We start from the raw sequence: 26,380 nt of genomic DNA, 5'->3' as shown, positions 1-26,380 counted from the left end.
CAAATATAGTATTTTTATTATTATAAATTTAAAACATGAAATGAATTTAGATTATTATTTCAAAAATTTGCTTTATGATTCCAATTATACATTTATATTTTAATTTAATAAGAAAACCCAAAAAAACCTCCAAAAATCACCATATAGTAAAATTAATAAACAAATATTAAATTAATTTATGAAAAGCCAATGAAGATATAATTTACAATTAGATACTACTAATTATTATAATTTTACATATATTTATACATATTAATAATAATATCAATTTCTTAAAATAAAAAGATTATTAAATTATAATAAAAAATTATAAAATTTCAAAAATTATTAAAATTTATAAAGTTTATAAAATTTATAGAATTTATAGAATAAAGAAAAAAATAATAAAAACAAATAAGAAAATAATATATTATATATTAACTATTAAATTTATAAATAGTAGAAAATTATTTTAAAAATTATAAAAATAAAAAATTTATTAGCTATTAAAAAATAAAAAGAAAGAAGATATGTGGAAAGATGAAACCTTATGTAATACTAAATGCAGCTATGACACTTGATGGTAAAATAGCTACAAAAACGGGCAGTTCTGAAATATCTGGACCAGAAGATTTAAAAAGAGTTCATGAACTTAGAAAAGAAGTTGATGGAATAATGGTTGGAATAAACACTGTTTTAACAGATAATCCTAAATTAACAGTGCATAAAATAGATTCAAAAAAATCAGATAACCCTATCAGAGTAATAGTAGACAACATGGCAAGAACACCACTGAAATCTAGAATATTAAATGATGATGCAAAAACAATCATTGCAGTTTCTAATAGAATTAGAAAAGATAATGTTGCACTGGAACGTTGTGAAAAAATTAGTAAAACAGCAGACATATTCTATTCCAAAGATTATCCTGTGAATTTAACAGAATTGATGAGTTACCTCTACTCAAAAAATATAAAAACATTAATGCTGGAAGGAGGATCAACTCTAAACTTTTCAATGATAAAAGAAAACCTAATTGATGAAATAAAAGTTTGTATAGCCCCAATGATAGTTGGAGGAAAATATGCTAAAACATTGTTTGATGGAGATGGTTTTGATTTTATGAAAGAAGCTATTAACCTTGAATTAAAAAATAGGTATCAATTAGGAAATGATTTGGTGCTTGAATACAAAGTTCTATGATTTTATTCTAAAAAAAAAGCTTTATGTGCTTATTTTAATATATAAAAGTTTATAAGCTATTAAATTAAATAATAGATATGATATTAAAAATAAGTTAAATAGTTATATTTTAACTCAAATATAGATTTTAATCAAATTTATATTAGTAATAAAAGAATTTTATTAAATTTGAGTTCTTTTTGTATATATACTATATTGCATGACTCTACAATTAGTATTATATTTATATCTATTTTTTAATTATAAAAATTAGATAAAAAAAAGCAAATAGATATAAAAATTTGATATATTTAACTTATTTTAATGAATATTTAGATTAAATGAATCTAGTAAAATAAAGCTAGATAATAGAGTCAATGAGGTGGAAAAATTAAGTTGAAAAAAAAGGCATTTATTTTATTTATATTTTGTCTATTTTTCATTGGAATAAGTGCAGGTTATGCAAGTAATATAACTAATTCATCAAGTCTTGGAGATAGTATAGAAAGCAATAATTTTGTTCAAGGTGTAAATGAAAACACAATTAATTTAAACTCAAATAATATTTCTAATGAAAGTGAAAAAAAGGATAATAACAATGAAAACATCCAAAAAAGTGCTTCTAATAATAACACAAAAAATAAGTTAACTGGTCAGGCAGCTGCAGGCGAACCTGCTAAATTAACTCAAAGTCAAATATTAAAAGCATCTAAAACTGTTGATAGTTATATAAAAAAATATAATAAACTACCTAACAGCATTAATATTGGAGGATACAAGTTTTCAATGCCCGAATATATGTATATATTGAGTAAAACTATTTATTACCAATATAACAAAAAAACAACATCTGTTACTATAAAATATAATATCAAAAATCCTTCTAAGGCATCAGGAGTTACTATAAAAGGTTCGTTAAGTAAATCACAATACTATTCTTATTCAAAAAAATTAATAAAATATATTGATACTGCAAGTAATAAAAATCAAGCCCCTAATTTTTTAACTACTAAATTAGGGAAAATGCAATATCAAACTATAATATATATGTTAAATAAGGTTGTATATTATAAATATAGTAAAGGATATTTACCATCAAAAATAACTTTAAAAATATCCAAAAATAATAATATAAACAAATTAATGCCAAAATATACTCGTTCTGTAACACCATCAAACCCTACTACTTCTAGTGGTATAAGTTTAAATAGTATCAAAGATGCAGCATCCAGAGTAAATGCATTTATTAATCAAAATGATGTACTACCAAATTATGTAGAAATAAATTCAAAAAAATATACTATGGCTAAATTTCTATATTTATTAAGTTGTGCAATAACAAATATCAATAGTGGTTCAACAAGCAGAATTACTCCTATTTCAATAAGTAATCCAGTAAAACCTACAGGAAATTCAATAAACGGCAAATTATCAAAAACTTCATATATATCTCTAGCAAAAAATGTTACAAAATATCTAAAAACCAATAAGCAAGCTCCAAACTATGCAAATTCTCCTTTGGGAAAAATTCAATTCCAAACAATAATATGGGAATTTTCAAAGATACTAGAATATGTATCAAAATATAATAAATTACCTTCAACTGTTACTATAAATGTAAATTCTAATAATCCTATTAATTCTGGAGGTAATGGTGAAGATAATTCAGCTAAAACTACTGTTTTAAATGACAAAAACACTTTAAGTGAAAGTGAGTTACAAAAATATTTGAAAAGCACTAAAAACTGCCAAGTGACAGATTCAACAATACAAAAATTAGCAGCCAGCATTACAAAAAATTGTAATAGCGAATTAGAAAAAGCAACTGCTATTTATAATTGGATGCAAAAAAACGTAGATTATAGTTTTTATTATGATACCAAATATGGAGCTGTTAAAACATCAAAAATTGGATATGGTAACTGTGTAGATCAAGCACACTTATCAATAGCTCTTTATAGAGCATCAGGATTAGCAGCAAGATATGTTCATGGCTCATGTACATTTTCTAGCGGAAATGTTTATGGACATGTTTGGGTACAAGTTCTTATAGGCGATACTTGGACAGTTTCTGATACAACAAGCTCAAGAAATAGTTTAGGTGTTGTGAATAATTGGAATCCATATACATACAAACTCAAAACAGGTAAAGTAGCAGAAATAACATTCTAATACTTTACTATTTTAATTTTTTATTTAATATTTAACTCTTCATTTATATTTTATAAATTATTTACTTTTTTATTTATTAAACCCATTTTACAATTACTTATTTTATTTTATAGATATTATTTAGTATTTATTTTCCATTAATAATATTTCTTAAGATACAATTTAAATTCTAAAAAATTTCTATTTAGTTTTTAGTATTATTATTTAATAGTAGATTTGTTATATAAAAAAAGTATTAATTATTGGTTATAAATTGAATAATATTTATAATGAGTGCTTTTTATTAGCAAATAAATTGTTAAAACCCTAATAAATAATATAAACTTTTGTATAGTTAATAAAAATGATAATAGGATACTAATACAATGCTCTTGAAATAAGATTAAGGGTTAAGAAAAAAGCTTCAATAGGAAAAAACAATAGATTTATAATGTTTAAAAGACAAAACAATTAAATGCTCAGTTTTAGAGTTATATTATAATAAAACTTTATTGAAATTATAAAACAACTTATTATAATATAAAAAACTTTTTAATTGAGTAATGGAGGTAAAAAAATTTCGAATAGAGTAAAAATGTTGTCTGCATTTATTATACTATTTGTAATTGCAAATAGTAGCATAATATATGCCAATGACACAAACGACACTATAGGAAATCTTTTTACTCAGAGTGCAGATAATTTGTCTGAAGATTCAATAAATAATGTAAATAATTCAGAAAAAGATATTATTAATATAAATAAAGAAAATATTAATAATATTAGCGAAAATCAAACTAATAACGAATCTTCGACAAATAACCCAAATGATTCAAATTCAGAAATAGGAGAAACTGAAGATAATTCAGATTATGATAATAATCAACTAAACAATTCAAATAAAGAAATTTCTGAAGAAAATAATCAAACAGGCAATGTTTCAACAACATATTCAAAAAATGCAGCTGGAGGTACTGTAGAATCAAATACTATTAAAATTTTAACTTCAACAGTTAAATTCAGTAATAAAAATATTATGTCTGCAGCAACCGAGCTAAAAAAATATGTTGAAAAAAATGGTAAACTTCCAGATTATATAACTTTAAATGGTGAAAAGATATCTATGAGTGAATTTCTATATTTACTCTCTAAATCCATTATAAATTTAAATGGAGGGAGTAATTCAGATATTACTACAAAAGATATTAAAAATCCGAGTTATCCTAATGGTGGTTCAACTAGTGGAAAATTATATAAATCTAATTATATAGACTTAGCAAAAAGAATTGTTTCATTTGTAGATTTGAACAATCAAGCTCCAAATTATGGAAGTTCAAGTATAGGAAAAATACAATTTCAAACTATAGTTTACGGATTTGCTAAGATAGTAGATTATTATAAGTCCAATAATGTAATGCCTAACTATGTTTCATTTGATAAAAAGATTTCCACTAACCTAAATAAATTAGTGCCAAATTATAATGGTAAAAATGGGATTATTGTTGGTGGAGACCCTAACACAAATAGTAGTACAAATGGATCTAATAGTTCCTCAAGCTCTGGAACAATTAGTTTAGCTAATATAAAAGATGCAGGTTCAAGAATAGAATTATTCGTTAAGAATAATGGAGTTCTTCCAAACTATGTTTTAATAAATGGAAAACAATATTCAATGACTGAATTTTTATATTTAGCATCAGCCACAATTGTAAATATTAATAAAGGAATTAATACAGGCATTGTAGCTAAAACTTTTAAAAATCCTTCAAATCCTTCAGGAAGCTCAATAAATGGAAATATATACAAAAGTGATTTTGTAGATTTAGCCTCAAGAGTTTCATCATATATGCTTAAAAATGGTCAAGCTCCAAATTATGGAAGTTCAAAACTAGGAAATATACAATTCCAAACCTTAGTATTAGGTTTTTCAAAAATTCTTGATTTCACAAAAACAGAAGGAAGACTACCAAATTATTTAACATTAAATGTTAAAAGCACAGATAAGATAAATGGAGGAAGTGGAAGTAGTGGAGGAAGTGGATCTGGATCCATACCTACTGGTCCTTTAAATGAAAAAAACACATTAAGTTCAAGTGAATTACAAAAATATTTAGTAGCTACAACTAATTGTCAAGTAAATAATGCAGCAATAAAATCTTTAGCAACAAGTCTAACAAAAAACTGCAAAACTGAACTAGAAAAAGCAACAGCAATATTCAACTATGTGAGAGATAATATAAAGTATAGTTTCTACTATGATACAAAATATTCAGCAACAGGTACATTAGAAAAGAAATTAGGAAATTGTGTTGACAAAACACACCTATTAATAGCTTTATCTAGATCTGCCGGGCTAGCTGCAAGATATGTTCATGCAGACTGTACTTTTACAGTAAGTGGAAGAATAGGGCATGTTTTTGCACAGATAAAAGTAGGCGACACTTGGGTAGTTGCAGATACAACAAGCTCTCAAAATAGTTTAGGAACTGTTAAAAATTGGAATATAAATACATACACATTAAAAGGACAAGGAAAATCTGCAAGTATAAACTTCTAAAAATTTTTAGAAATAAAAGTAAAAAGATTTAAAAAATTAAAAAATTAAAGAGGATTTATTCCTCTTATTTTTTATTAAATAAATTTTATTATATTCTTTATCAATAAATTTTTATATTAAATCACAAATTAATTTTATATTACCTTCTATTAGATTATTATTCCATATTTACATTATTATTTTTAATATTAGATTATATTTTATGGCAGATTATTATATAATTAAATTTAATTATTTTATTAATTAAATTAATTTAAATAATATTTCTTTTTCTAAGAATCTTAAGAGGATTATCTCTTAAAACAGTGTTTACCTGTTTTTCACTCAATCCAGCACCTAAACCAATAAGTTTAGCCTTTTCATATGTAATTAGATCATTTGGTGCATGAGCATCAGTATCAATCACTAAATTTGCGCCTACTTCATTAGCAATTCTAGCAACATGACCATTAGCTAAACAATGACCTGCTCTTGCACTAATTTCTAGGAATATATTATTATCTCTAGCTATTTCAGCTTCTTCATTGGTAATGAGACCAGGATGAGCTAATATATCTACATTTTGGGAATTTACAGCAGCTAAATTTGTTCCACTAATAACGGGTTCAGATAATGTTTCCCCATGAACAACTATAATATTAGCTCCATAATCCCTTGCTTTTATAGCTAATTTATCAATAATTTCAATAGGAACATGTGTTATCTCAGCACCAATAACAACATTTATATCCCAATTTTGATTAATATCATCTACAGCATTAGCTAATTTAGATATAGATTCTATGTTTGAAGAGTCAATATGATCAGTAATAGCTATTGTCTCATGATTCAAAACTGCTGCTCTTCTAGCTAATTCAGAAGGTAACAATTCACCATCACTAAACAAGCTATGCATATGTAAATCTATTCTTTTTTTCAAAAAAATTTCTCCTAAAGATTTTTTTAAATAAAATCTGTTTAAATAAAAATTATTTAGATAAAACCTGTTTAAATAAAAACTATTTAGATAAAATATGTTTAAGTCATATCAAATTATAGTTATTAATAATTTTAAATATTAATTATATTAGTTTTAGATATCAATCATATTTTTAAAACTAGCTATATTTAAAACTAGATATAAAAATTTTAATAAATAAATATAATGATTTTATATAATTTACATGAATAATTCTAAATAATTTAATTTTAATATAATTATATAATCTTATTAATAATATGATTTATTATAATAATATAGTTTATTATAATAATATATAATAATATATTATTTTCAAAATAAAATAAGTTTATGAATAATTTACTAGAAATAAAAATTATCTAAAACCAAAATATTGAAAATAAGGTCAAAATATAAATTTATTTATAAAAAGGAATAATATGAAAGTATCAACATTTATACCAAGCCATATAACTGGGTTTTTTAGCATAAAAAATGATCAAGATCCTTTAAGAAAAGGTTCCTGTGGTGCAGGAGTTTTAATTAATAATGGTGTTAAAACAACAGTTGAATCTTTAAAAGATGAAAACACCACAAAAAATAATATTAATATTATTATTAATAATAAAAAAGACTTAAAAAACGAAAAAATAAGTTTAAAAACAATAGAAGCAATTGAAAACAATTTTAATCTTGAATTGAAAAATGATTTAATTATAAATCATGAAATAAGTGTTCCAATTGGATCAGGATTTGGTACTTCTGCTTCATGTGCACTTGGAACAGCTATTGGATTATTTAAACTTTTTAAACCAAAAATATCAAAAAATGATGCAATGCAAATGGCACATTTTGCAGAAGTTAACCTTGGAAGTGGTTTAGGAGATGTTTTATCTCAAACATCCAAAGGTATTGTTATTAGGGAGTCTCCAGGAGCCCCAGGAATTGGTAAAACACTACCTTTAAAAGAAAAAAACAATTTTTCTGATTTTGTTGTTCTTACAAAAACATATGGGCAGATAGATACTTCTACTATTATAGAAGACCCAATTAAAAAAAGAAAAATAAACAAAATAGGAATAGTTATGCAGGAAAAAATAGAAAAAAATCCAACTTTAGAAAATTTTATGAACTGTTCATATGAATTTGCAAAAGATACTGGTTTAATAAACCGCGAGCTTTTAAATATTGTTGATCAGTTAAAAAAATGTACTATTGGATCATCAATGGCAATGCTTGGAAATACTGTTTTTGCAATTACAAAAGAGGAAAATTTATCAAAAATTGATGAATCTGGTGACTTTAAGGTTGAAGATTTTAAAATATCAAAAATATATAATGATAATATATGAATTTTAATAAATATTTAAAAACTAAATAGTATTTAAAAATTAAATAGATAAAATAAAAGATAATATGATATTAATCAGTTATGATATAAAAATTTATAGAAAACAATTGGAAGAAGTCCTAAAAGAAAACGACATAGTAATTGAATTAGGATGTCATATTGGAAATACCAGCCAAATGATAGCTAAAAATATTAAAAAAGGCAAATTAGTTGCATTGGATAATAGTCCCGAATCTATTCCTAAAATGGATATTCTAAGTAAAAAATATGAAAATTTAGAATTTATTAGTGGTGATGTTAGACTCCATGATACAATAGAAAAAGTTTCTAAAAAATTAGATAAATGTGATGTTCTTTCTGTAGATTTAGGCGGAGGATATCACCCAGACACCACATTCAAAGTATATTTTATATGGGCATCATTATTAAAACCAAAAGTTACCTTAATTCGAAACAGAGGACTTATTGATTTTGTTAGAAGTTCTCAGACAGAAGAAATATTTGAATCATCTGAGGGTTGGTTAGAATCCTGTGGAAGTGAAGGAATACCCCCACAAATAAAAGAATTCAAACTTTGGAGCCCTAAATTAAATAAAAATAAAAAGAATTAATATTATTATACATTTTAGGAGATTATATTATTAGAAGTTTATATCATCAAAATTAAACTATTAATATTTACACAAAATAATTTATAATACTAATATTTACACAATAATAATCTATATTATCATAACCTTTATGATTAAAAATTTTAATATTACAAACATTCATATTATCAAAACTAATTATGTTCAATTATATTATTAAAGTAATTGAAAAATATTTTATAGTTAAAGAAATAGAGATATCGTTATTATAAAAAATTATAAAAATATTTTTAATTTAAAATTAACAAGAATTATTAAAATGAAAAGATGAATTATAAAGCTTAAAGAAGATTTATAATGTTTAAAAGGTTTATCTTATTTAAATATTCTTAAATTACAATTCATAGGAGAATGAGTAATTATGATTGGAAAGAGAATTCGTTTAGAAAGGATCATAGATAGAAAAACTAATAGGACTGTTATTGCACCAATGGACCATGGAGTATCAATTGGACCAGTTAAAGGAATAGTTCATATGAGCGAAACCATCGAGAGCATATCTCGTGGTGGAGCAAATGCAGTTTTAATGCACAAAGGAATAATTGAACAAGGACATAGAGGCTATGGTAAAGATTTAGGACTTATTATACATCTTTCAGCAAGTACTTCATTAAGCCCTGATCCTAATAACAAAGTTTTAGTTACGTCTGTTGAAAAAGCCATACAGTTAGGAGCAGATGCTGTATCTATACATGTAAATATTGGATCAGAAACAGAAGCAGACATGTTAATGGAATTAGGCGAAATAGCTGAAACATGTAGCCAATGGGGAATTCCTCTCCTTGCAATGATGTATCCAAGAGGGCAGAAAATTAAAAATGAACATGATGTGGAGCTTGTTAAACATGCTGCAAGAGTCGGTTCTGAATTAGGTGTGGATATTGTTAAAACAAATTATACCGGAGATCCAGACACTTTTAAAGAAGTTGTTGAAGGAGCATTAGTTCCAGTAGTAATAGCTGGAGGCCCAAAAGTAGAAACTGATAGAGAATTATTAGAAATGGTAAAAGATTCTCTTGAAGTTGGTGGAGCAGGCGTTGCATTTGGAAGGAATCTTTTCCAAGCAAAATCCCCTGGAAAAATTACAAAAGCTATTTCTGAAGTCGTGCATAAAGACTTAGATGTTGATGAAGCTTTGAAAATCTTAGAATAAACTTGTAACCAATATTTAAATTAAGGAGATTTGATTTTGACTGAAAAATTCGCTTGGATTATGTCCCCAGATAAGGAATGGGAAGAAAAAAAAGACTTAATTACTACTGCACTTGAATCTGGAATTGATTATGTTTTAGATTTGAAAGATATTAATAATATAAAAAAATTAGGAAACATAAAAATTATAAGCGAAGATGAAAATGCAGATATATGTCTTGTTGGAAACAACGGAGAAGGAGATGGAACTCTAAAATTAGACATTAACACGGATTTAAATGATTCTATCGACTTGGAAATAGCTAAAAACCTTAAAAATAAAGGAAAAAAAGTTGTAGCATATGTTGAAATCAATAGTAAAAAACATGAAGAGTTAGCTAGAGTTTTGGGAAAAGTAGTTGACTATTTAATACTTGTAGGGAAAGATTGGACAGTCATCCCACTTGAAAATATAATTGCTGATCTTCAAAGTGAAGAAGTAAAACTAATTGCTGCTGTGAATAGTCCAGAAGAAGCTAAATTAGCTATTGAAACTTTAGAAACTGGTTCTGATGGAGTTATATTCCAACCAAAAACATTTAAACAGATAAAAGAAATTGCCAAAATAATTGAAGATGCTTCTAATGAAGAATACGATTTAAAAGAAGCTACAATTACCAACATTAAACCTGTAGGCAGTGGAGATAGAGTATGTATTGATACAACTTCCATGATGTCTCAAGGTGAAGGTATGTTAATTGGTTCTTATTCAAAAGCCATGTTTCTAGTCCATAGTGAATCTCTTGAGAGTGAATACGTTGCTTCAAGGCCTTTTAGAGTAAATGCGGGGCCAGTTCAAGCATATATTATGGTTCCAGGCAATAAAACAAAATACTTATCTGAGCTTGAAACTGGTGATGAGGTTCTAGCTGTAGATAAAGATGGTGAAAGTAGAACTGTTATAGTAGGTAGAGTCAAAATAGAAAAAAGGCCCCTTATATTAATAGAAGCAGAATTTGATGGAATTAAAATAAAATCATTATTACAAAACGCTGAAACAATAAGGCTTGTGAATGATAAAGAGGAAGCTATTTCAGTATCAGACATCCAAATTGGAGATAAAATTAAAGTATTTATTGATAAAGGAGCAAGACACTTTGGAATGTCAATAGAAGAAACAATAATTGAAAAATAGTTTTTGTGAAATTATGAGTGAAAAATATCGTTGTTTTTTAGCTATTGATATTAATCAAGATTTAATTCAGAATATCTTGAAAGTTCAAAATGAATTTAAAAAAACTGAAAATAATATAAAATATGTTGAAAAAGAAAATTTTCATTTTACACTTAAATTTTTTGGAGACATAGATAAAAAGAAAATCATTGAAGTTAAAAATGTTATAAGAAAAGTTTTAAATGAAAATAATTTGAAAGATGAATTTTCTAACCAAATATCTATTAAAGGAATTGGAACTTTCCCAAATGAAAATTATATGAAAGTTTTATGGGTTGGATCTGAAAACAACCCCTTTTTAACTAAATTACATGAAAAATTAGACTCAGAATTTAAAAAAATTGGATTTAAATTAGATAAAAACTTTAAAACTCATATTACAATAGGAAGAATAAGAAATTTAAGAGATAAAAAAGAATTTAAATCAAAAATAAGAGAATTAAAAGATATTGAAATTGGGAATATGGATATTGAAAAAATATCTTTAAAAAAGAGTGAGCTAACTCCAAATGGACCTATTTACTCTGAAATCAAAATTTTTGATTTATAATTCAAATTCTAAAATATAATTATAACTATTAATAATAAATATTATCTCAGATTTATTTAGTTATTATTTTATATTAATTATGGAATATTATTGCAAAACTCATTTAGCTATTATTCTAGCTATTATTCTAGCTATTATTACGGCCATATTATAGCTATTATTAGTAAACTATTATGGATTATTATAGGCTACTATTATTATAAATTATTAGTATAAATATTATTATAAATATTATTTCAAATATTATTATAAATATTATTTTAAATATTATTTTAAATATTATTTTAATTAACCAAAGTTTATAATTATTAATATTATTAAGTGATTTTATGGACTATAAAAAAATATTAAAAGAAATAAAACCTACAGAATTGGAAATAGAAAAAGTTCATGAAATTGCTAGGGATGCTATTAACTATATCAATAATAAATCTAAAGAGGAAAATATTGATGTTGAAGCTAAACTTGTAGGTTCAATAGCAAAAGGAACTTGGTTGTCTGGAAGTTCAGATATTGATATCTTTATTAATTTTCAACTTGAATCAGATGAAGATTATCTAAAAGAAAAAGGCCTTTATTTAGGATATGAATGTAGTAAACATTTAAATGGAATAGCTGAAGAACATTATGCATCTCACCCTTATCTTACTAGCCATATTAATGGATATGATGTTGATTTTGTTCCATGTTATAAAATATATAATGCTGAAGAATTGAAATCCGCAGTAGATAGGACAATTTTACATACCAATTATATTCAAAAACACTTAAAAACAGAAAAACAAAAAGAAGAAGTTCTACTTCTAAAAAGATTTATGAGTGCAGTTGGTACTTATGGATCAGAATTTAAAGTAGGCGGATTTGCAGGATATCTTTGTGAAATATTAATATTAAGATATAATAACTTTGAAGAAACTTTAAAAGCAGCATCTAATTGGAGAAATAAAACAGTTATTGATTTAAAAAATTACAAAACAGAAAAATCATTTAAAGATCCACTTATAGCTATTGACCCAACAGATAAAAATAGAAATGTTGGAGCAGCATTGAAAAAAGAAAAAATGGCAGAATTTGTTATAGCTTCTAGAAATTTTCTAAACTCTGATGAAAAAGATAAAATAAAGTTTTTCTATAGAATTAACCCGGAAAATTATTATAATAAAAAATATAATGAGAATAAATATAATAAAAAGAAATATAATAATAAACATAATAAGGAATTAAACCTTGAAAATTCTTATAAATCAGTTTATGAACAATTTAAAGATAGAAAAACTAAAACAATTACAATAAAATTTAATATTCCAGATATTCCAGTTGATTCAATTCATCCTCAGCTTAAAAAAACCCAAGAATCTATTGAAGAAAAATTAGAGGATAATGATTTTTCTGTCTTCAAAAGTGATTATTGGACTGATGAGAAAAAAATTGGGTTATTCATATTTGAATTAAATGTTTACAAACAGAGCAATTATTATATTCATGAAGGTCCTAAGGTTTGGGATAGAAAAGCTTGTGATAATTTCATAAAATCACATCCAGAAAATTATTACATTATTGAAGACAAACTAGTTTTAAATAAAAAAAGACAGTTTAACTCTGCAAAAGATTTCATTAAAAATATTTTAACAAAAGAAAATATAAACAATATAAAAGTTGGAAAAAATATGAAATGTCTTTTAATAGATACATATAAACTGAACACAATGAAAAATTTATTAAAAGAAGAATTATTAAATGAAAATTTAGAATTAATGGAATTTTTAGACGATTTTTTAAATCCTGGACAACTCTTAAAAAGATAAAATAAATATATCTATAAATATAATTTTATCTTTATACATGAAAAAATAATATTTATACAAAGAAAATTTTATTATTGCAATTATTTATACATTTCAAGTTTTAAATAATAATAATAATAATGATAATGATAATGATAATAATATAATTAAAATAATATATCTAATTAATTTATTTTTTTAAATCTAATTCAAAAGATGTTTTTAAATTAGGATTAAATCCTATTTTTTTATAAAATTTATGAGCATCAATCCTATCATTATTACTTTGTAGAGCTATTCTATGACAATTTTGTTTTTTTCCATATTCAACTGCCATTTTAACAATCTCTTTTCCAATTCCTTTACTTCTATAATTTTTATCAATAATAAGGTTTTCAATAATTCCTATTGGTCTACCTTCATGAGTTAAATTAGGAATTATAACTATAAAAACAGAAGCTATTACTTTTTTATTTTCAATTGCTATAAAATATTTTATATTATCATTTATAGCTAAGTTCCATATCTCCTCAGCTTTATCTAGCCTTATCGGATTTTCATCTGGGTGTAATTGTTTATAAAGATTTAATATTCCCTCTAAATGTTCTTTTTTTCCTATAAAAAATTCCATAAAAACTCTCCAAAAATTATAAAACTACAAAAAATCAAAGAAATTACTTTTTATACTAAAAAAAATTATCAGCTAATCTCTTTCTTCAACAAATTTAGGAACTGCACTTTTAAGTGGATCAAACCATTCTCTATCTTTAACTTCAGTACATTTCATACTAACCTTTGAATGAAGAGAAGTGGGAAGCCTGAGAATTCTTTTAAGATCAATAGAAACTTTTGCATCAATAGTAGCTAAATTGACTCTAGCCATAGATTTAACCATATCTTTATATCTTCTAGGACCTATCTTACTTTTAAAAATTCCCCACTGGTTGTCTTCAAGTAGTTCCCTATTTTTAATAATATCTTTCAACAATTTAGGATTAATTCCATCAATAGACTCTTTTCCAGTTAAATGTTGAATATTATATTTAGTCCTATCTGTGAATATCTTTGGATATGCTATAGGAATAGAAAAATGTTCAAAGTTATAGCTACTTCCAGTTCCACCTTCAATATTTCCATATTGCAAATTTGGAACTTCAGCTCCAGCTACATATTTTAATATTTCTGATCGAAGGTCACTATCAGAACCCATAATTTCCTCATCTAAGATTCTTATATGATATCCTCTTCCAGAATATATTAAATGAATATTTTTTAAACCTATATCTCCTTCTAAAGTATCAATTAGATTATTTACAATTTCAAGAGCTTCTCCTAGACATATTTCACAAACACCATCACAATTACATGATCTTATAGGAATATCTTTAGCATCAACATCAAAAACATACTCTGATTTAATCCAATCCCCTCTTCTTCTAGGATTTTCATAAAAAGCAACCGAAATATAAGCTGCAAAAGGAGTTTTATATCTTAAAAAACGTCGAAGAGAATCTTTACCCTTAAAAACTTTATATCTATCATTAGGACCATGTCCTAAATGATCAAATCCAAATTCACGTTTATTAAGACCATTTAATATAAATTCAGGTAAATCTTTATCCGACCATTCATCCCGATAATACCTTCTTCTTTCTTCTAAAGTAGCTGGCTCAAAAATAATATCACCAAATATTTACTAAATATTTTTTACATCTAAATTAACATAATACACTAAAATTAAATAATAATAATAATAATAATATTATAATATATAATTAATCTTAATGAATATAATCAAAAAACCCAAAAGGAATTAAAACCCCAAATTGGAATTAAAATATATTATAATAAAATATAGTTTATTTTAATAAATTATATTCATTTTCAATTTATTATTCATTTTCAGTTTGATTTTCAACTTTTTGTTTTGTCTTTCCTTGTTTTTGAAGCTCCCACTTAGCTCTCGAATAATAAGAAAGAGGGTTTCCAATTTTTTCACATGTTTTATCAGGCCTACATAGCTGAGGTAAATGCATTTTAATTTTTTCACAACTCATAGGAGTATACCATTTAGTTTCTCCTTCATTTTCAAGATCAGGATTATTATGCATTCCAAAACCAAGTTTTGAAGTAATATTGATTTTTTCCTGAGGTTGATCCTCAAATAATGGAGGAGAACAATTATCTGCAGCTTCATAAATAAGAGGTAAAATCTCATTTAAAGTTATTGTTAGATTAGGATCAATGTCAGATACCTTTACATCAACTCCCTCATTTTTAAAAATTCCCGGATATAAACGAGCATAAGAAATAAAAGAGGTTAAAAGGAGAACAATTGCGTCATTTCTTCCTCCCGATGAAACACCTTCAACAGTATTAGCTATACATGGAGGAAAAGCTTCTTTTATTAATTTTCCAATTTTCATATAGCCATCTTGCCCACTTGGACCATAATAATCACTATACTTAGCATTGAGTTTATTAATAGTTTTAGTTATTCCTTCAGCAAGTTTAGAAATAGCTGGATGGATTTCAATTGTAGAAGACATTTCTTTTATTTTTTTAAGATAGTTTTCAGTATTTTGCATTATCATTTTAGTTAATATTAATTCTTTAATACTATCCCCAATTATAATATCATACATTCTATCTGGAGCCCTATCTCTAAATTTATCCCCAAAACGATTGATAAAATCCTCCTTATTTAATATTATCTTTCCTTCATCAAGAACTAAATCAGTGAGAGAAATCTTTTTAGAAGCCACTAAATCTTTTAAAAATATCCAACTAATTTTTTCATCAAATATCAATTGATTGAGTAAACTATTAACAATTTCTTTTCTTTCATTAGGCATTAATTTAACTAATCTTTCTTCAATGAGCTTTCCTTGAGATTCTACAAATAATCTAGATTCACGAGAATTAATATTAAAATTAGTAGCTATAGCTTGAGAAAGTAAATGAAAAGAAATAATATCTGCTTCAGCTATCTCTTCATTTAAAAGATAGCTATAATCATCATTGATAAAATTTTTATTATTTTTACGTTCAATAAACCATTCTATACGCTTAATAGCTAAATCTGCATAGCTCTTAGGTATCAAATAATCATCACTAATATTTTGACGTTTATCATGAGTAACTATATAAACTAATTCATCATTATTATAAAATACATCCTCAAGATTTCCTTTTTTCTTAACTATCTCTTGACCTTCTTCAGAAAGAGGATTTATAAATGACAATAAAACCATATTATTTATTTTATCATTAATCATTAAAAAAATTATTTATAAAAAAATTATAAAAAATTACTTACAAAAAATTATAAAAAATTTAATTATAAAACAATATTTTTTTTATTAATATTTATTAAATAAAAAAGATTATTTGTATAATTTATATTATTATAAAAAATGTTAAAAATAAATAAGAAATAAAGATATTGTTAATTTTTATATGAGAGATTATTATATTCTTTTTTAAATACATAATAATTAATATATTCTATTAAAAATATTTTAAAATGTTGAAATAATGATTAATTAATAATTAGTTGTTTAAAAGAGTTTATTATAAGTATAATTAATAAATAGCTATTTTAAAATTAAACATCAAATTTATATAAGAAAAAAAGTAGAGATATAACATATTTAATTTTTTAAATATTCTATGTTTTTTAGATATAATAAAATACTATCTAATTCTTACAAAATTATAATAAAAGAATTAAAATTTATCAAATAACTTTAACAAAATAAAAAATTAATTAATAGGAGGAAAAAGATGTCTAAAATATTTATTTCATGTGCACTTCCATATGCTAATGGACCCTGTCATTTAGGGCATTTAAGATCAACTTATATCCCAGCAGACATTTATGCTAGATATAATAGGATGATTGAAAATGAAGTATTACTTGTTGGAGCAACTGATGAACATGGAACTCCAATTGCAGTAAAAGCAGATAAAGAAGGTAAAAAACCTATTGAAATAGCTACAAGATATCATGAAATGATTGTAAATGATTTAAAATCATGTGATATATCCTTCGATAGTTTTACACGAACCACAGATCAAACTCACTATGATATAGCTCAAAATTTCTTTTTAGATTTATATAAAAAGGATTTAATCTATGAAAAGAAGATAAAACAATTGTATTGTGAAAAATGTAAAAAATTTTTACCTGACAGATATGTGGAAGGAACATGTAAGTATTGTAAATCTGAGGGTGCAAGAGGAGACCATTGTGAAAGTTGTGGTAGGCATTTAGATGTAGGAGACCTAATAGATCCTAAATGTTTAACTTGCGGCCATACCCCCATAATAAAAGAATCAAATCATTATTTCTTCAGACTCAGTAGTTTTCAAAAGAGTATTGAAGAATATATAAATTCTAACAAAGAAATGCCTGCAAATGTAAAAAATTATGCTAAAAATTGGCTAAAAGAAGGATTAAATGATTGGATATTGAGTAGAGATATGGAATGGGGCATTCCAATTCCACTTGAAGGAGTAGAAGGAAAAATAATATATGTATGGGGAGAAGCATTCTTAGGATACATTTCTTCTGCAGTACAATGGTCAAAAGAAACTGGTGAAAAATGGGAAGACTATTGGAATGATACCACAATTCATTTTATTGGAAAAGATATAATATACCATCATGCACTATTTTGGACATCTCTTTTAGAAGGATACGGCTGTAGACTCCCAACTAATATTATTGCAGGCGAATATCTTTCACTTGAAGGGAGAAAAATGTCCACAAGTCAAAATTGGGTAATTTGGGTAGAAGATTTTGTTAAAAAATATGATAGTGATTTATTAAGATATTATCTTACAATAAATGCTCCTTTAAGTAAAGATACTGACTTTTCTTGGGATGATTTTGGAAGAAGAATTAATGATGAACTAGCAGATGTACTTGGAAATTTTTTACATAGAACATTTACATTTACTAAAAAGTTTTTTGATAATAAAGTTCCAGAATACAATAAACCAAATGATGACGATAGAGCTTTTGAAGTGGACATTGAAGAGATACCAAACACTGTGGGAAAACTAATTGAAGAGTTTAAATTTAGAGAAGGGCTTGTTGAGATAATAAAAATAGCTAAAAAAGGAAATAAATATTTCAATGATCAAGAACCTTGGAAAGCTATTAAAGATGACCATCAACGTGCATCTAACTGTTTATATCTATGTAATCAGCTTACAAAAGTCTTAGCTATAATTTTAAAACCATATATACCAAATAAAGCTCAAGAGATTTGTAATATATTAAATATTTCTAATGAAGCAAAATGGAATGACTCGAAAATTCCTATAGAATTCCATCATGAAATAAATAAAGCAAAACCTTTATTTAAAAAAATAGAAGAAGAAACACTTGAAAAAGAAAAGAAAGATCTTTATAAAAATTTAGAAGATAAAGAAAATGAAAAAGAAATAAATAACAATACAAATTCAATAGAGACTGGAGATGAAAAATTGAGTGAAAAAATTACTATAGACGATTTTGCAAAGATGGACATTAGAATAGGAGAAATATTGGAAGCTGAAAAGATTGAAGGTTCTAATAAGTTATTAAAATTGCAAGTAAATATAAAAGAAAAACAGATACAAGTTGTAGCAGGAATTGGAAAAAAATATTCTCCTGAAGAATTAATAAATAAAAAAGTTGTTGTATTGGTTAACTTACCTCCTGCAAAATTATTTGGAGTTAAATCTGAAGGAATGATACTTGCAACCGACAGTGCTACATTATTAGCTTGTGAAAATGGAGAAATAGGAGAAAATATAAGATAATTTCAAAATTATACTACTAAAACAATTTTGATAAATAATTAAAATTTTTTAATAAAATAATTAGAAATAAAAATTAATTAGAATAATTATAATGAATATAATTTAATAAACTAATTAAACAATTTAATAAAAATAAAAAATGAATGAAAAAAAGAGTATAATAAAAAAATAATGTTAAATATGAAACAAGAGATTAACATATTTTAAACATTATAAAATAAAAATTAAATCCTATTATACCTTCACACTTCAATAATAATGAAATTGGCGTTATTCTCAAATTATTGTAAGTGTTAAGTCCTCACGGTGATTAAATGGATGAGTCTATTCTTATAAGTAAGACTGAAAAATATTTAAACAAAATCCAAAATGAAAAAGTAAATTTGGAAAATATTTCTAAAATAGAAGTATTTAAATCAGTTTATTGTAAGTTTACAGAAAGATTAAATAAGCTACATGAAATGAAAGATGATATGGATCTAAAAGGTTATACTGCACCATATAGATCTTTGAATAAATATGGATCAAATGTTTCAGGAGATGTTGCTTTTGAAGAAATTAGTGAAATAAATAGGCATGGACAATATTTCAGGATGAAAGCAACAGCTAAAAAAAACATATTAGACCGTGTTAAATCCGCAATTGATGCACATAAAATAGCTATTGGGCATTTAGAAGAGTTTGGAATTTTTAAATGTGAATCTTGCTCTAAAACATACAAACCCTCTATTTTCATGGAATTAACTAAAAAAGAAGATAATAAAGAAGATAATAAAGAAAATAGAGAGAATAATAGAAAAGAAAGTGAGAATAAAAATATTAAGAGTGATGATGAAAATATAATTCTAGAAGAATGTTCCTGTGGAAGCAATGAATTTAAGTTTGAAATTAATAAAACAGGAGTTTATAGGCTAGAAATAATACAATATTTACCATTATCTGGAAATTATATGGTTTTAATGTCAGGAATGACAAGTTGGGGCAGAGAATCTTTCAAAAAGGTTTTAAGTATTTTGAAACAGGAACGAAAGGGTGTTGTTAAAACTGTCTCAGCAGTAGTTAAGTTTAAAGAAAATGATCGTTGGATTAGAAAAAGAGTATCTTTAGACTCAGAATATGTTAATAACTATGAAGAAGAAATAAGAAAGCAATATGGTAGAAATGTAAGAATAGAATTTCTACAATTCCATCGAACTAAACCAACTATAATTAATGATAAGCATGCAAGAACTGCATTGGCCATAGGTTATGCAAAATATGCAGAAACTATCGTTCAAAATAATAAAGAATCAGTTTTTAAAGACAAAATTAGTAATATTTATAAATTAGCCAAATATGATGAAATAGTAAGGGATATAAAATTACAAAGACCTAAATTTATTGTTGGTGAAGACTCATTAGAAGAATGGAGAAGGTTTGAAACTGAAAATAGGTTAAAAACTGTTGGATTGATGAGTAAAAGAGAAAATTTAGACCCTCAATTAAAACAAGATATTAATAAAAGAAAGAATATTGAAAGAAAAGTTTTTTCAGAAGTAGCTTCAACATTAATATTATGGGACATATTTAAATATTACTTAACAACTTCTCAAGATAGGCGAAAGAGGTATGGTGGACCATTTCCATATCTAAGAAGTGATATTGATAGAAAACAACGAAAAATTTTTGAAAATATGAATAAAGAGTCTGTCAATATCCTTAAAAATAGTGAAACTGAGAAAATTATTGAATTAAATAATATGGATTTATTACTAAATAAAAAATTCAACTTAGAGAAAAAAATAAAAGGATCTAACATTAAAATTAACTATGTAGCACTTGGTGCAGCTGTGATAAGCTCTAATTGTAATGTACCAGTTTCATTATCTTCAAAAACATTTAATGTCACAGAAAAAAGTGTTGAAAAAGAAATTAAAAATATTGATACCTTTAAAAAACCAAAAAGTAATAAATCTAAAAAATTCCTAGAAATGATAAAAAATAAGTAGTTTATTTTAGTAAAAATAAATAAATTAATATTGAAAAAGAAATAAATTATATTATATAAGTTAAAATGGTAATTGAAGAAGAAAATAACGAAAACGGTTCCAATGTCCATATTAGCTCCCAATTAAGTTCAAAAATGATTGTTGACTTAATGGATAAATATCCTAACCTAAAAAAAATTACTTGTCCTCCTAGTATATATAATAGAATTTCAAAAAAATATTTAGAAGTTTTAGAAGAATTAGAAATAGATGTAGAAGTTAAACATAATTGGAGAACTCCAAAAAAGTATTCTGATGAAAAAAAGAAAGAAATTATTGATTTAATAAAAAATGGGAGTACTCCATTTGAAATAGCTGAACAGTTAAATTTGCCTTTAAAAACTGTTTATTATATGAAAAATAGTTATGATAAAGAAAAAATTAAACTTAAAAGAGGAAAAAAGAATAAATATGATGACTCAATAAGAACTAGGATTAAAAATTTATATAAATCTGGAGTTTCAGCACAAAAAATTGCAAAAAAAGAAAAAATTCCCATTAGAACTATTTATTATATAATAAAAAATGGTTAAAAACTAATAATAACTAATAATAACTAATAAAAACTAATAAAAACTAATAATAACTAATAAATACTAAAAACTAATAAATTATTTACAAAAATTAGACTTAAAGATAAATAATAATTTAAATTTAATTAATAAGAAATAAAATAACTTAAATCAAGGATTATTAAATATTTAAAGGTGAAAAATTGACAAATATGCTTATTACAAATCCAGACATTTCAATAGTCTTGATTTCTGCTGTGTGTGGTATTTTAGGGTTTTTTGTAACTAGGTTTACAATGCCTAGATTGATAAATAAACTTGAAAGAGCAAACATAATAGGGAAAGATATTCATAAAACTGCTAAACCAATAGTTGCTGAAATGGGTGGAATTGGAATATTATTTGGATTTATAATAGGAATATTTGCTGGTATCTATTTACATCCTGTGTTAACTTTCCCATTAACAGTTGTTTTATTGGTTATTCTCCTTGTTGGGATTATTGGAATGGTAGACGATCTTTTAACATTATCATCAAAAGAAAAGTTCATATTACTATTTTTAGCAGGCATACCATTAATATGGATAGCACCTCCAAATGTAGGATTACTTTATATAATTTTAATCCCAATAGCAGTTTCAATTGTAGCTAATCTTACAAATATGCTAGCAGGGTTAAATGGAATTGAATCTGGTCTTGGTGTAATAGCTATGACCTCTTTAACCATATCCTGCATAATTCTTGGGAAATATGACGTGGCAATCATAAGTATGAGTATGTTAGGAGCATTAATTGCATTTTTACTTTACAATAAATACCCTTCAAGAGTTTTTCCTGGAGATACAGGAACTTTAATTATTGGAGCGACAATAGCAGCAATTGCATTTATTGGTAGGATGAAATTAATTGCATTCATAGTCCTTATTCCAAATATACTTGATGCATCAATGAAATTTTATAGTGCAGGAGTTATGGAGAGACAACAACATAGACCAACTGAAGTTAATGAAGAAGGTAAGCTTATAATTCCCGATCAAGGTTTTAAATCATTGATTAGGTTAGTTCTTAGAAAACCTATTAGTGAAAAAGAGGCTGTGAGAATTATTTGGGGAATAGGAATTGTATTTGGAATATTAGGAATCATTGTAGCAATAATTCTTCCAAGTGTAATTGGAAACACTACTTTAGCCCAATTTATTAAGTATAAAGATATTTTATATTATTTATTCTAATAATATTATGAAAATTTTATAATATTAATAGAAAATAAATATATAATAATATTAAATTAAGCTATTAAATAATTGATAGCTTAATAATTAATTTAAATATTATCAAACCCATTGAACATTTGCTGTTGTGTATAAATGTTTTTTAGAAAAACAAGGGTTATATAACCCATTAGATAAATTATTTGTATTAAAAGCTAATGTTATACTTTTTCTTAAACTAAAATTTATTTTTTCCCCAATAGAAACCATATCTTCCCTTGAGATTAGTGAAGTAGAAGAAGCATAAACCCTTATTTGAATGCTAGTTTTATTATATCTATCATCAAAACCCCTATTGATTGTTTCTATTTTTACTATTTTTATAGAATTAGGATGTATTAAAACAGTGTTATTAATTTTATATTTATCATAAGCACTTTCTTCAAGAACACTTATTCTTCCAGCATTTAAACCAGGGTTAATTCCGTTTTTAGCTGCAAGAATAGCTAAATTGAAATCATAGATATTGCCTAAAAAATTAGCCATTAATAAAACTGTAACTATACTAAAGCTAATTAAAAAAAGAAATTCTATTGATCCTTGCCCTTTATTCTCATTTTTAATTATCATATTATCCTCAATTATCTCATTAATTATTCTAAAAATTTTAAAAAATAGATCAAGAAATTATAAATATTTACAAATTAAATTAGTTAATTTTATAAACTTGAACTCCTGTCATATTATTTTTATCTATTGATTTTTTAATCTTATATGAATTTCCAGGATACATTTTAAAATCATCAACCAGATCATTATTAATATTAATTATTCTAACAGGTATTATTTTAGACTCAGCTTTTTTATTTTTAAATTCTAATAAGACTTCATTTTGATTTATAGTTAGTGAAAAATAATTTTCAGAAATATTATATGGAATTTCAATCGTTTTTCCATATCCTAAGTAATTTGAATTAACTTGGTTTATAATATTAGCTATTTCATCAATTAAAGTTCTCCCATTTAAATCTTCTTCAATAATTTTCTCATTTTCTAAATTAGTTCCAACTATATTAAACATAACAATTCCAATAATTAAAGTAAAAAATATTGAAAATAAAAAATCAATAGTGTATAATCCTTTTGAATCCATGAAAAAAGATTATTTTTTAATATTTAAATGATTAACTGATTTTTTTATATAAAAATGTATTAAATAAGAAATTTTCTAATAAAAGAATAAAATTATTAAAGAAAATAAGATTATTAAATATATAAAATCTAATCAAAATACAAAGTTAATCAAAATACAAAGTTAATCAAAATAGAAAGTTAATCAAAATACAAATTTAATCAAAAATAATTAAGTAAAATATTAAAAATTAAATAAAATGATAAAAATTGATTTAAATAATAAAAATATTTAACAGAGCTAATTAAAATATCTTTTTTAAAAATAAAAGTATCTGAATAGAAATAATAATATAATTAGAAGTATAATAATAAATATTAGTTGAGAAAAATGTATGAATTATTATTATTTACTGGAGGAGTTTATAAATTTAATGAATTTAAAGAATTCATTGAAGATATTGGTGGATTAATAATTGAAATGGAAAGTTTTAAAATTAGCAGAGGAATGTATTTTTTAAGTGAAGAGATTAATGTACTAATTCTTGCTCCAGTGGGGGAAAAAGAAGAAATAGAATTTTTTGCTAAAAATATTAAAGGATCCATCGAACAAGTGAAAATGGAAGAAAAAGAAAGTGAAAAAGTAATAATAATATTTGAAATTTATAAAAAGTTAAAAATTAACAAATTATCAAGTATTGACGAGATAGTAGCTAATTTAATAGATAATAATGAATTTATCAAAATAAAAAACAGAAAAAATGAAATAACAATAAATAAAGAGGAATTTTTAGAAAAAATTACTAACTTATTAATACTAATGGAAGAAATGGAAATAATAAAAAGAATAGAAAAAGAAAAAACTAGTTATTTCAAGATTAAAAAATAGATGAGAAAATCTAAAATCCAATGAAAATCAATGCTGATAATAAATTAAAGCTAAAAATATTATAAATAAAAACTAAAAAATTAATTAAAAGCTAATTAAAAACTAATTAATATAAAATTAATATAAAATTAATTATCATGAAAATTATAAATAATATATAATATTTAAAAAACAAATGAATTTAAATAATTTTATGGTAGAGAGGATAATATGAGGATTTTTATACTTAGTTCAGGAGAGTATGGATCTAAAATAGTAAATGGAATAGCTACTCATGGATTTGCACCAAATATTGTAGGAATACATGAATTCCCTTCAAAAGATGATTTGCCCGAATTTATAGACGATATAAGTGGATATATACCAGAAAATATTCCAGATTCAGATTTAATAATAGCAGTAGGACTTTATGGAGACATAAATATGGTTATTCCAGAAGTAGTTCAAAAATCAGGAGCTCAATCTGTAATTGCACCTATTTATCATCCAAAACAACTACCAATAGGTCTTCAAAATGAAATCAAAGGCGAATTAAGCGAAAATAAAACAATCATATTCCCAAAACCATTTTGTGGATTAACTCCTATAGGCGATAAATATATAGACAAATTTGCAGAAATCTTTGGTAAACCAAAATTTGAGATAAAAACAGATAGTGAAACAGATGAAACTGATTTAAATAGCACTATTTCTTCTATAAATGTAATAAGGGGTGCACCTTGTGGTTCAAGTTGGTTTATAGCTGAAAATCTAAAAGGAATATCTGTTAAAGATGCTGAATTTGAAGCAAACAATAAACTCCATAATTTTCCATGTGTTGCCTCAATGGCTAGTGATAACATAACTGGAGATACAGTACTTCATATTGCTAGTTATCGTACTAAAGAAGCCATAAAAAGAGCTCTTGGTTTTACTTGCAAAGTTCCAATAGTTGATTCAGAAGTTTGTGAAGGTCTCGAAGAATGTGAAAATGTATGCTTAAATTGTTGTCCAAATGTACTTACTGGTGTTAATACTATATATCATGATGAAAATGGCAAAGCTGTAATTGATCCTGCATCATGTGGAGTATGTGAAATCTGTATACGCGAGTGTCCATATGGAGCTATTGAAGTCTACGAAAAAAAGGTTAATGTTGATAAGGATAAAGATTAAATAAAAATATATATTGATTATAATATTATATAATTAGCTAATAAGATAATAGATAAACTAATAATTAATTAAGAATACATTAGTATTAGTATTAGTATTAGTATTAGTATTAGTATTAGTATTAGTATTAGT

At 24.6% G+C, this 26,380-nt stretch carries 21 protein-coding genes; 15 read left to right on the top strand and 6 right to left on the bottom strand.

The window, feature by feature from the left end; all coding sequences use genetic code 11:
- Nucleotides 1-519: 519 nt before the first annotated feature.
- From Q0087_RS06480 to Q0087_RS06470, 3 genes are all read left to right on the top strand, one after another.
- Nucleotides 520-1,182 (top strand): 2,5-diamino-6-(ribosylamino)-4(3H)-pyrimidinone 5'-phosphate reductase, encoded by a 663-nt coding sequence (locus tag Q0087_RS06480; protein ID WP_297898865.1) that lies wholly within the window; start codon nucleotides 520-522, stop codon nucleotides 1,180-1,182.
- A 375-nt stretch (nucleotides 1,183-1,557) separates the two neighbouring features.
- The gene (locus Q0087_RS06475; RefSeq protein ID WP_297898864.1) at nucleotides 1,558-3,333 is read left to right on the top strand and encodes a pseudomurein-binding repeat-containing protein; all 1,776 of its coding nucleotides are present in this window, start codon (nucleotides 1,558-1,560) and stop codon (nucleotides 3,331-3,333) included.
- Nucleotides 3,334-3,907: 574 nt separating this feature from the next.
- A complete protein-coding gene (locus Q0087_RS06470; RefSeq protein ID WP_297898863.1) occupies nucleotides 3,908-5,869 on the top strand; it encodes a transglutaminase domain-containing protein in 1,962 nt (653 codons plus the stop codon).
- A 253-nt stretch (nucleotides 5,870-6,122) separates the two neighbouring features.
- On the opposite strand, the gene Q0087_RS06465 is transcribed toward Q0087_RS06470, so the two are convergent.
- Entirely contained in the window at nucleotides 6,123-6,788 is a 666-nt protein-coding gene (locus Q0087_RS06465; protein ID WP_297898861.1) for a histidinol phosphate phosphatase domain-containing protein, read from the bottom strand.
- Between the two features lie 461 nt (nucleotides 6,789-7,249).
- On the opposite strand from Q0087_RS06465, the gene Q0087_RS06460 reads away from it, so the two are divergent.
- From Q0087_RS06460 to cca, 6 genes are all read left to right on the top strand, one after another.
- Entirely contained in the window at nucleotides 7,250-8,161 is a 912-nt protein-coding gene (locus tag Q0087_RS06460; RefSeq protein ID WP_297898860.1) for a pantoate kinase, read from the top strand.
- 64 nt (nucleotides 8,162-8,225) lie between these two features.
- On the top strand, nucleotides 8,226-8,771 hold the full coding sequence (locus Q0087_RS06455) for a class I SAM-dependent methyltransferase (RefSeq protein ID WP_297898859.1): 546 nt from the start codon (nucleotides 8,226-8,228) through the stop codon (nucleotides 8,769-8,771).
- Nucleotides 8,772-9,168: 397 nt separating this feature from the next.
- Nucleotides 9,169-9,963: a 2-amino-3,7-dideoxy-D-threo-hept-6-ulosonate synthase gene (locus Q0087_RS06450; protein WP_297898878.1), complete on the top strand. Its 795-nt coding sequence runs from the start codon at nucleotides 9,169-9,171 to the stop codon at nucleotides 9,961-9,963.
- 36 nt (nucleotides 9,964-9,999) lie between these two features.
- Nucleotides 10,000-11,136 (top strand): 3-dehydroquinate synthase II, encoded by a 1,137-nt coding sequence (locus tag Q0087_RS06445; protein WP_297898858.1) that lies wholly within the window; start codon nucleotides 10,000-10,002, stop codon nucleotides 11,134-11,136.
- A gap of 13 nt (nucleotides 11,137-11,149) precedes the next feature.
- Nucleotides 11,150-11,725 carry an RNA 2',3'-cyclic phosphodiesterase gene (thpR, locus tag Q0087_RS06440; protein WP_297898857.1) on the top strand — a complete coding sequence of 192 codons (576 nt, stop codon included), beginning with the start codon at nucleotides 11,150-11,152 and terminating at the stop codon, nucleotides 11,723-11,725.
- Between the two features lie 329 nt (nucleotides 11,726-12,054).
- Complete coding sequence (gene cca / locus Q0087_RS06435; protein ID WP_297898856.1) at nucleotides 12,055-13,530, top strand: CCA tRNA nucleotidyltransferase; 1,476 nt, start codon at nucleotides 12,055-12,057, stop codon at nucleotides 13,528-13,530.
- A 169-nt stretch (nucleotides 13,531-13,699) separates the two neighbouring features.
- Here the strand turns inward: cca and Q0087_RS06430 are convergent, their stop codons facing one another.
- The 3 genes from Q0087_RS06430 to Q0087_RS06420 all read right to left on the bottom strand — a co-directional run bounded on the left by Q0087_RS06430 (nucleotide 13,700) and on the right by Q0087_RS06420 (nucleotide 16,763).
- Nucleotides 13,700-14,140: a GNAT family N-acetyltransferase gene (locus Q0087_RS06430; RefSeq protein ID WP_297898855.1), complete on the bottom strand. Its 441-nt coding sequence runs from the start codon at nucleotides 14,138-14,140 to the stop codon at nucleotides 13,700-13,702.
- A gap of 72 nt (nucleotides 14,141-14,212) precedes the next feature.
- Complete coding sequence (priS, locus tag Q0087_RS06425) at nucleotides 14,213-15,187, bottom strand: DNA primase catalytic subunit PriS (protein ID WP_297898877.1); 975 nt, start codon at nucleotides 15,185-15,187, stop codon at nucleotides 14,213-14,215.
- 214 nt (nucleotides 15,188-15,401) lie between these two features.
- The gene (locus Q0087_RS06420; RefSeq protein WP_297898854.1) at nucleotides 15,402-16,763 is read right to left on the bottom strand and encodes a DNA primase; all 1,362 of its coding nucleotides are present in this window, start codon (nucleotides 16,761-16,763) and stop codon (nucleotides 15,402-15,404) included.
- A gap of 514 nt (nucleotides 16,764-17,277) precedes the next feature.
- Between Q0087_RS06420 and metG the strand changes: the two genes are divergently transcribed.
- The 4 genes from metG (at nucleotide 17,278) to Q0087_RS06400 (ending at nucleotide 23,094) form a co-directional block, all read left to right on the top strand.
- Nucleotides 17,278-19,323 carry a methionine--tRNA ligase gene (gene metG, locus Q0087_RS06415; RefSeq protein WP_297898876.1) on the top strand — a complete coding sequence of 682 codons (2,046 nt, stop codon included), beginning with the start codon at nucleotides 17,278-17,280 and terminating at the stop codon, nucleotides 19,321-19,323.
- A 314-nt stretch (nucleotides 19,324-19,637) separates the two neighbouring features.
- On the top strand, nucleotides 19,638-21,311 hold the full coding sequence (locus Q0087_RS06410; protein ID WP_297898853.1) for a DUF530 domain-containing protein: 1,674 nt from the start codon (nucleotides 19,638-19,640) through the stop codon (nucleotides 21,309-21,311).
- A 65-nt stretch (nucleotides 21,312-21,376) separates the two neighbouring features.
- Nucleotides 21,377-21,883, top strand: coding sequence for a resolvase (locus tag Q0087_RS06405; RefSeq protein WP_297898852.1), 507 nt, complete (start codon nucleotides 21,377-21,379; stop codon nucleotides 21,881-21,883).
- Nucleotides 21,884-22,074: 191 nt separating this feature from the next.
- Complete coding sequence (locus tag Q0087_RS06400; RefSeq protein ID WP_297898875.1) at nucleotides 22,075-23,094, top strand: glycosyltransferase 4 family protein; 1,020 nt, start codon at nucleotides 22,075-22,077, stop codon at nucleotides 23,092-23,094.
- Nucleotides 23,095-23,196: 102 nt separating this feature from the next.
- Here the strand turns inward: Q0087_RS06400 and Q0087_RS06395 are convergent, their stop codons facing one another.
- Both Q0087_RS06395 and Q0087_RS06390 read right to left on the bottom strand, forming a co-directional pair.
- Nucleotides 23,197-23,703, bottom strand: coding sequence for a hypothetical protein (locus Q0087_RS06395; protein ID WP_297898851.1), 507 nt, complete (start codon nucleotides 23,701-23,703; stop codon nucleotides 23,197-23,199).
- Nucleotides 23,704-23,782: 79 nt separating this feature from the next.
- On the bottom strand, nucleotides 23,783-24,226 hold the full coding sequence (locus tag Q0087_RS06390; protein WP_297898850.1) for a hypothetical protein: 444 nt from the start codon (nucleotides 24,224-24,226) through the stop codon (nucleotides 23,783-23,785).
- 369 nt (nucleotides 24,227-24,595) lie between these two features.
- On the opposite strand from Q0087_RS06390, the gene Q0087_RS06385 reads away from it, so the two are divergent.
- Both Q0087_RS06385 and Q0087_RS06380 read left to right on the top strand, forming a co-directional pair.
- The gene (locus tag Q0087_RS06385) at nucleotides 24,596-25,093 is read left to right on the top strand and encodes a methyl-coenzyme M reductase family protein (protein ID WP_297898849.1); all 498 of its coding nucleotides are present in this window, start codon (nucleotides 24,596-24,598) and stop codon (nucleotides 25,091-25,093) included.
- A gap of 210 nt (nucleotides 25,094-25,303) precedes the next feature.
- Nucleotides 25,304-26,248 carry a DUF166 domain-containing protein gene (locus Q0087_RS06380; RefSeq protein WP_297898848.1) on the top strand — a complete coding sequence of 315 codons (945 nt, stop codon included), beginning with the start codon at nucleotides 25,304-25,306 and terminating at the stop codon, nucleotides 26,246-26,248.
- Nucleotides 26,249-26,380 lie beyond the last annotated feature (132 nt).

This window comes from uncultured Methanobrevibacter sp., from assembly GCF_937881195.1.
In the GTDB taxonomy this organism is placed as follows: domain Archaea; phylum Methanobacteriota; class Methanobacteria; order Methanobacteriales; family Methanobacteriaceae; genus Methanobinarius.
Note: the sequence above shows the minus strand (reverse complement) of the source record. Positions and strands in the feature narration are given on the sequence as shown.

Coding starts and splice junctions, on each gene's coding strand:
- Q0087_RS06470 (WP_297898863.1), top strand. CDS start 3,908: ATGTTGTCTGCATTTATTATACTATTTGTAATTGCAAATAGTAGCATA.
- Q0087_RS06420 (WP_297898854.1), bottom strand. CDS start 16,763: ATGGTTTTATTGTCATTTATAAATCCTCTTTCTGAAGAAGGTCAAGAG.
- Q0087_RS06410 (WP_297898853.1), top strand. CDS start 19,638: ATGGATGAGTCTATTCTTATAAGTAAGACTGAAAAATATTTAAACAAA.
- Q0087_RS06395 (WP_297898851.1), bottom strand. CDS start 23,703: ATGATAATTAAAAATGAGAATAAAGGGCAAGGATCAATAGAATTTCTT.
- Q0087_RS06400 (WP_297898875.1), top strand. CDS start 22,075: ATGCTTATTACAAATCCAGACATTTCAATAGTCTTGATTTCTGCTGTG.
- Q0087_RS06455 (WP_297898859.1), top strand. CDS start 8,226: ATGATATTAATCAGTTATGATATAAAAATTTATAGAAAACAATTGGAA.
- Q0087_RS06405 (WP_297898852.1), top strand. CDS start 21,377: ATGGTAATTGAAGAAGAAAATAACGAAAACGGTTCCAATGTCCATATT.
- Q0087_RS06460 (WP_297898860.1), top strand. CDS start 7,250: ATGAAAGTATCAACATTTATACCAAGCCATATAACTGGGTTTTTTAGC.
- Q0087_RS06430 (WP_297898855.1), bottom strand. CDS start 14,140: ATGGAATTTTTTATAGGAAAAAAAGAACATTTAGAGGGAATATTAAAT.
- Q0087_RS06385 (WP_297898849.1), top strand. CDS start 24,596: ATGTATGAATTATTATTATTTACTGGAGGAGTTTATAAATTTAATGAA.
- cca (WP_297898856.1), top strand. CDS start 12,055: ATGGACTATAAAAAAATATTAAAAGAAATAAAACCTACAGAATTGGAA.
- Q0087_RS06380 (WP_297898848.1), top strand. CDS start 25,304: ATGAGGATTTTTATACTTAGTTCAGGAGAGTATGGATCTAAAATAGTA.
- thpR (WP_297898857.1), top strand. CDS start 11,150: ATGAGTGAAAAATATCGTTGTTTTTTAGCTATTGATATTAATCAAGAT.
- Q0087_RS06390 (WP_297898850.1), bottom strand. CDS start 24,226: ATGGATTCAAAAGGATTATACACTATTGATTTTTTATTTTCAATATTT.
- Q0087_RS06480 (WP_297898865.1), top strand. CDS start 520: ATGAAACCTTATGTAATACTAAATGCAGCTATGACACTTGATGGTAAA.